Consider the following 7,277-nt stretch of genomic DNA (forward strand, 5'->3'; position numbering starts at 1 on the left):
AGAAGAACATGGCCAGTTTGCCGACCACGGCACGCGTGGTGATCATCGGAGGCGGTGCCGTCGGCGCCTCCTCGCTCTATCATCTCGCCAAGGCGGGCTGGACCGACTGCGTGCTTCTGGAGAAGAACGAGCTGACTTCCGGCTCGACCTGGCATGCCGCCGGCAACGTGCCGACGTTCTCCTCGTCATGGTCGCTGATGAACATGCAGCGCTATTCGACCGAGCTCTATCGCCGGTTGACCGACGAGGTCGGCTATCCCATGAACTATCACGTCACCGGCTCGCTCAGGCTCGCCCATACGATCGAGCGTATGCAGGAGTTCCAGCGCGCCAAGGGCATGGGCCGCTATCAGGGCATGGACATCAATGTCGTCGGCCCCGACGAGATCAAGCGCCGCTACCCCTTCATCGAAACGCATGAGCTGAAGGGCGCGCTCTACGATCCGAGCGACGGCGACATCGACCCGGCGCAATTGACCCAGGCGCTGGCCAAGGGCGCGCGCGACATGGGTGCGAAGATCATCCGCTTCTGCCCGGTCACCGGCGTGCGCCGCGAGAACGACGAGTGGGTGGTCGAGACGCCGCAAGGCGAGATTCGCTGCGAGATCGTCGTCAACGCCGCCGGCTACCGCGCCGCCGAAGTCGGCAGGATGTTCGGCCGCGAGGTGCCGATGATGGTGATGAGCCATCAATACATCCTGTTTGAGGAAATCCCCGAACTGGCGGCGTGGTCGAAGGAACAAGGCAAGAAGCTGCCGCTGCTGCGCGACGTCGATACGTCCTATTATCTGCGCCAGGAAAAGAACGGCATGAACCTCGGCCCCTATGAGCGCAATTGCCGCGCCCATTGGGTCGGCCACAACGACCCGATGCCGGACGACTTTTCGTTCCAGCTGTTTCCCGACGACCTCGACCGGCTGGAACATTACCTGGCCGATGCCGTCGCCCGCGTGCCGATCCTCGGCACCGCCGGGCTGTCCAAGGTCATCAACGGGCCGATCCCCTATGCGCCGGACGGCAACCCGCTGATCGGCCCGATGCCCGGCGTGCCCAACGCCTTCGAGGCCTGCGTCTTCACCTTCGGCATCGCCCAGGGCGGCGGCGCCGGCAAAGTGCTGGCCGAGTGGGTGACCGAGGGCCAGACCGAATGGGACATGTGGTCCTGCGATCCACGCCGTTTCACCGCCTTTGCGTCGGCGCCGGATTACTGCGTCGCCAAGGGCATGGAGATCTACGGCAACGAGTATGCCATCCAATTCCCGCGCCACGCCTGGCCGGCTGGGCGCGACCGCAAGCTGTCGCCGCTCCACGGCCGCATCAAGGCGTTCGGCGCCCGGTTCGACGCCTATAATGGCTGGGAACGCGCCACCTGGTATGCGAAGCCAGGCGACGACATCTCCGAACAATCCACGCTGACCTTCCGCCGTGACGGCCCCTGGCAGCATCGTGTGCGCGAGGAATGCCTCGCCGTCCGCGATGCCGCCGGCATTCTGGACCTGCCGGGATTTTCCCGGTTCAATCTAGACGGTCCGGGTGCCGCCGAATGGCTGAGCCTCCAGGTGACAGGCCTGGTGCCGAAACCCGGCCGCATCGGCCTCGTCTACTTTGCCGACGACAAGGGCCGCGTCGTCACCGAGATGTCGGTGGTGCGTCACGACGAAGATCACATGACGCTGATCACCGCCGCGGTGGCGCAGTGGCACGATTTCGAATGGCTGAAATCGCGCATGCCGAAGGACGCGACGTTCAAGTTGACTGACCGGACAGAAGAGTATTCGACCCAGATCCTCGCCGGACCCAACTCGCGAAACATCCTCGCCGAACTCTGCGCGGCCGACCTCACCCTGCCCTGGCTGACGCATCAGGAAACATCGATCGCCGGGCGCTGGGCCAAGCTGGTGCGCGTATCCTTCGCTGGCGAGCTCGGCTGGGAAATCCACAGCAAGGTCGACGATACCGCAGTCATCTTCGACGCTGTCTGGGCGGCCGGCCAGAGGCACGGCCTGAAACCATTCGGCATGTACGCGCTGGATTCGCTGCGGCTCGAAAAAGGCTACCGTACGTGGAAGGGCGATCTGTCGACCGACTACTCGATCCTGCAGGGCGGGCTGGAGCGCTTCGTCAGATGGGACAAGCCCGACTTCCGCGGTAAGGCGGCGTTGCAGAGCGAAAAGCAGCAAGGCGTCAAGAAACGCTTCGTCACGCTGGTCGTCGAAAATCCCGGCGACTGCGACACACCTTACATGTCGACGCTTTGGCATGACGGCCACATCGTCGGCGAGACGACATCCGGCGGCTGGGGTCATCGCATCGACAAGTCGATCGCGCTCGGCATGCTGCGCGCCGACCTCACCGAGCCGGGAACCGCGGTCGAGGTCGAGATCTTCGGCGAACGTTTTCGGGCGATCGTGCAGAAGGATGAGCCGTTATGGGATCCGACGAACGAAAGGCTCAAAGCATGAAGAAAGTCATCCTCACCGATGGCGGCATGGGCCAGGAGCTGGTCCGCCGCAGCAGCTCCGAGCCGACGCCGCTCTGGTCGGCCAGGGTGCTGATCGACGAACCGGATCTGGTGCGCGACCTGCATGCGGAATTCATCCGCGCCGGCGCCCGCGTCATTACCATCAACACTTATTCCGCCACGCCGGAGCGGCTGGCGCGCGAGGGCGCGGAAGAGCTGTTCAAGCCGTTGCAGAAACGCGGCATCGAACTGGCAAGGCAAGCGCGCGACCAGGCCGGCGACGCAGCGATCGCCGGCTGCCTGTCGCCGCTGTTCGGCAGCTATGCGCCGGCGCTGACGATATCCTTCCAGGATACGCTCGACATCTATCGCCGTATAGTTGCCGAGCAGGCGGACGGCGTCGATCTGTTTCTGTGCGAAACCATGGCGTCGGCCGAAGAGGCGCGCGCCGCCGTCACCGCGGCATCGGAAAGCGGCAAGCCTGTCTGGGTGTCGTGGACGCTCGCGGATCACGGCATGCCGCGCCTGCGCAGCGGCGAAGCCATTGCGGCGGCGTCGGGCGCTCTTGACGGCCTACCCGTCGCGGCCCGGCTGATCAATTGCTGTCGGCCCGAAGCGATCGCTGCAGCGCTGCCCGGACTGATCGCTCTCGGCGGTGCGGTCGGCGCCTATGCCAATGGCTTCACCTCGGTCGAGGCGCTCAAGCATGGCGGCACCGTCGAAGTGCTGCACGCCCGCCACGACCTCGATCCGGACGCCTATGCCGGCCAGGCGATCGGCTGGGTCGAGGCCGGCGCCGGCATCGTCGGCGGCTGCTGCGAAGTCGGACCGGCCCACATCGCCGCCTTGCGCGACCGGCTCGAACAGGCCGGCTACGAAATTTCGGGAGTAGCATAATGCCCAGGCCATCATCGCGCATTTCCGGCATCGTGCCTTCGGGCAAGGATGGCTGGGAGGTTCATTCCGCTGCCTGGGCGCGCAAGCAGGCCGGCGAGGACATCATCATGCTGTCGGTCGGCGACCATGATTTCGACACGCCGAGCGAGACGATCGAAGCCTGCGTGACGGCGGTCCGCGCCAGCAATCACCACTACACCCCACTTGCCGGCGTTCCGCGGCTGCGCAAGGCGATGGCGGCGGCCTCGACGCTCTGCACCGGTGTTGCGACCAGCCCCGACCAGGTCATCGCCACGCCGGGCGGGCAGGCCGCGCTTTACGCAGCTATTCAAGCTGTTCTCGACCAGGGAGACCATGCCATCGTCGTCGCGCCCTATTACGCCACCTATCCCAATACCTTCAGCGCGGCGGGCGCCGCGTTCAGCGTCGTCGAGACACCCGCCGAGGATGGCTTTCAGCCGCGCGCCGCCGAGATCCGCGCCGCCCTACGGCCGAACACCCGCGCCATCCTGATCAACACGCCGAACAACCCCACGGGCGCCGTCTATTCGCGAGAGCGGCTGGAAGATCTGGCGCAGATCTGCCGCGAACATGACCTCTGGCTGCTGTCGGACGAGGTCTACTGGACGCTTGGCGGTGGCGAGCACATCTCGCCGCGTTCGCTGCCCGGCATGGCGGAACGCACGCTGGTCATAAATTCGATGTCCAAGAGCCACGGCATGACCGGCTGGCGCATGGGCTGGCTGACCGGGCACGAGGAGATGATCTCGCTGCTGACCGACCTCAATCTGGTGATGACCTACGGCCTGCCGGCCTTCATCAGCCTGGCTTGCGCCGAGGCGCTCGAAAATGGCTACGGCGTCAAGGAGATCGCCGAGCGCTATGCCGCAAGGCGCGCCGTCGTTCTCGATGCCATGCGCGGCATGAACGACGTCACCGTGCGCGGCTCCGAAGGCGGCATGTACGTCATGCTCGACATATCGGCGATCGGGCCGGACGACGAGAAATTCGCCTGGGCCTTCCTCGACCAGGAAAAGGTCGCCGTCATGCCCGGCTCGAGCTTCGGCGAGGCTGCAGCCGGCCACATCCGCTTCAGCCTCTGCCAGCCTGAGCCGGTGCTGATAGAGGCTGCCACACGCCTGCGCCGCTTCGCCTCCAGCTACCGCCGCGAGGCCGCATGAACGCGCCGCCCGCCAAAACCATTCCGACCAAGGCCATTCCTCCCAACGCAAGGGCGGTCATCATCGGTGGCGGCGTCTCCGGCTGCTCGGTCGCCTACCATCTGGCCAAGCTCGGCTGGACCGACACCGTTCTGCTCGAGCGCAAGCAGCTGACATCGGGCACGACATGGCACGCTGCCGGCCTGATCGGCCAGCTGCGCGGCTCGCAGAACATGACCCGGCTGGCGAAGTATTCGGCCGATCTCTACGTCAAGCTCGAGGCCGAGACCGATGTCGGCACCGGCATGCGCCAGGTTGGCTCGATCACGGTGGCGCTTACCGAGGAGCGCAAGCACGAGATCTATCGGCAGGCGTCTCTCGCCCGCGCCTTCGATGTCGACGTGCGCGAGATTTCGCCAGGTGAAGTCAAGGAGATGTACCCGCATCTCAATGTTTCGGATGTTGTCGGCGCCGTGCATCTGCCGCTCGACGGCCAGTGCGATCCGGCCAACATCGCCATGGCCTTGGCCAAGGGCGCACGTCAGCGCGGTGCGACCATCCTGGAGAACGTGAAGGTCACCAAGGTTCATACCAGGGCCGGCCGCGTCACCGGCGTCTCCTGGGCGCAAGGCGACGAGCAAGGCACGATCGAAGCCGATATCGTCGTCAACTGCGCCGGCATGTGGGCACGCGAACTTGGCGCCCAGAACGGCGTCACCATCCCGCTGCACGCCTGCGAGCATTTCTATCTCGTCACCGAGCCGATCCCGGGGCTCTCCCGCCTGCCGGTGCTGCGCGTGCCGGACGAATGCGCCTACTACAAGGAAGATGCCGGCAAGATGATGCTCGGCGCTTTCGAGCCAGTGGCCAAGCCGTGGGGCATGAACGGCATAAGCGAGGAGTTCTGCTTCGACCAGTTGCCGCAGGACATGGACCATTTCGAGCCGATCCTCGAAATGGGCGTCAACCGCATGCCGATGCTGGCCACCGCCGGCATCCACACCTTCTTCAACGGCCCAGAGAGTTTTACCCCCGACGACCGTTATTATCTCGGCGAGGCGCCGGAGCTTTCCGGCTACTGGATGGCGACCGGCTACAATTCGATCGGCATCGTCTCCTCCGGCGGCGCCGGCATGGCGCTGGCGCAATGGATCAATGACGGCGAGGCGCCTTTCGATCTCTGGGAGGTCGACATCCGCCGCGCCCAGCCGTTCCAGAAGAACCGCCGCTATCTCAAGGAGCGCGTCTCCGAAACGCTCGGCCTGCTCTACGCCGATCATTTTCCTTACCGGCAGATGGCAACCTCGCGGAACGTGAGGCGTTCGCCGCTGCACGAGCACCTGAAGACGCGCGGCGCGGTGTTCGGCGAGGTCGCCGGCTGGGAGCGCGCCAACTGGTTCGCTAGGCCCGGCCAGGAGCGCGAATACCGCTATTCGTGGAAACGGCAGAACTGGTTCGACAACCAGCGCGAGGAGCATCTGGCGGTCCGGAACGGCGTCGGCCTGTTCGACATGACCTCGTTCGGCAAGATCCGCGTCGAAGGCCGCGACGCCTGCGCCTTCCTGCAAAGGCTCTGCGCCAACGACATGGACGTGGCGCCGGGCAAGATCGTCTACACCCAGATGCTCAACCAGCGCGGCGGTATCGAGAGCGATCTGACCGTCTCGCGATTGTCCGAAACAGCCTTCTTCCTCGTCGTGCCGGGCGCCACGCTGCAGCGCGATCTGGCCTGGCTGAAAAAACATCTTGCCGACGAGTTCGTCGTCATTACCGATGTGACCGCTGCCGAAGCGGTGCTTTGCCTGATGGGCCCGGATTCGAGGAAGCTGATCCAAAAGGTCAGCCCGAATGATTTCTCCAATGACAACAATCCGTTCGGAACGTTTCAGGAGATCGAGATCGGCATGGGCCTGGCCCGCGCCCACCGCGTCACCTATGTCGGCGAGCTCGGCTGGGAGCTTTATGTCTCGACCGATCAGGCCGCCCACGTCTTCGAGGCGATAGAAGAGGCCGGCGCCGATGTCGGTCTGAAGCTATGCGGCCTGCACACGCTGGACTCCTGCCGCATCGAAAAGGCGTTCCGGCATTTCGGCCACGACATCACCGACGAAGACAATGTGCTGGAGGCCGGCCTTGGCTTCGCCGTGAAGACGGCCAAGAGCTATTTCCTCGGCCGCGATGCGGTGCTGAAGAAGAAAGAAACCGGCCTGTCACGCCGGCTGGTGCAGTTCCGCCTGAACGACCCCGAGCCGCTGCTCTTCCACAACGAGGCGATCCTGCGCGACGGCAAGATCGTCGGTCCGATCACCTCGGGCAATTACGGCCATCATCTCGGCGGCGCAATCGGGCTTGGCTACGTGCCTTGCAAGGGTGAGAGCGAGGCGGATGTGCTGTCGTCGTCCTACGAGATCGAGATCGCCGGCGAGCGCTTTGCGGCGGAAGCGTCGCTGAAACCTATGTATGATCCGAAAGCGGGGCGGGTGCGGGCGTAGCGCACCTTCCCTTCTCCCCTTGTGGGAGAAGGTGGCCGAGCGAAGCTCGGTCGGATGAGGGGTGTTGGAAGGATCGCTACCTCGAAAGAATTAGCGCTCCCATCCTCGTCAATTTAGCGCACCCATCCCTCGATCTTTCCACGCCGCGTTTCTTCCAGCACCCCTCATCCGGCTCGGCGCTACGCGCCGATCCACCTTCTCCCACAAGGGACCTGTTGCGCAGTCATGAGCAAAAGCTTGCGGCGGCGGGGTTGCGGCGGTTGTTCG

4 protein-coding genes are annotated in these 7,277 nt (G+C 64.7%); all 4 read left to right on the forward strand.

Features of this window, described 5'->3' with window-relative positions:
• Positions 1-8 precede the first annotated feature (8 nt).
• Genes NKG95_RS20715 through NKG95_RS20730 form a run of 4 tightly spaced genes read left to right on the forward strand, consistent with a single transcriptional unit; the run spans position 9 to position 7,010 of the window.
• Positions 9-2,462, forward strand: coding sequence for a GcvT family protein (locus NKG95_RS20715; RefSeq protein WP_353042232.1), 2,454 nt, complete (start codon positions 9-11; stop codon positions 2,460-2,462).
• Positions 2,459-3,358: a homocysteine S-methyltransferase family protein gene (locus NKG95_RS20720; RefSeq protein ID WP_353042234.1), complete on the forward strand. Its 900-nt coding sequence runs from the start codon at positions 2,459-2,461 to the stop codon at positions 3,356-3,358. The genes NKG95_RS20715 and NKG95_RS20720 overlap by 4 nt, the downstream gene beginning before the upstream one ends.
• Complete coding sequence (locus NKG95_RS20725) at positions 3,358-4,539, forward strand: pyridoxal phosphate-dependent aminotransferase (RefSeq protein WP_353042236.1); 1,182 nt, start codon at positions 3,358-3,360, stop codon at positions 4,537-4,539. The genes NKG95_RS20720 and NKG95_RS20725 overlap by 1 nt, the downstream gene beginning before the upstream one ends.
• Entirely contained in the window at positions 4,536-7,010 is a 2,475-nt protein-coding gene (locus NKG95_RS20730) for a GcvT family protein (RefSeq protein ID WP_353042238.1), read from the forward strand. Before NKG95_RS20725 ends, NKG95_RS20730 begins: the two co-directional genes overlap by 4 nt.
• Positions 7,011-7,277 lie beyond the last annotated feature (267 nt).

Source organism: Mesorhizobium sp. M1423 (assembly GCF_040317575.1).
Taxonomy (GTDB): Bacteria; Pseudomonadota; Alphaproteobacteria; order Rhizobiales; family Rhizobiaceae; genus Mesorhizobium.

Excerpts from the sequence above, each read along its gene's own strand:
- NKG95_RS20720 (WP_353042234.1), top strand. The coding sequence starts at position 2,459 with ATGAAGAAAGTCATCCTCACCGATGGCGGCATGGGCCAGGAGCTGGTC.
- NKG95_RS20730 (WP_353042238.1), top strand. The coding sequence starts at position 4,536 with ATGAACGCGCCGCCCGCCAAAACCATTCCGACCAAGGCCATTCCTCCC.
- NKG95_RS20715 (WP_353042232.1), top strand. The coding sequence starts at position 9 with ATGGCCAGTTTGCCGACCACGGCACGCGTGGTGATCATCGGAGGCGGT.
- NKG95_RS20725 (WP_353042236.1), top strand. The coding sequence starts at position 3,358 with ATGCCCAGGCCATCATCGCGCATTTCCGGCATCGTGCCTTCGGGCAAG.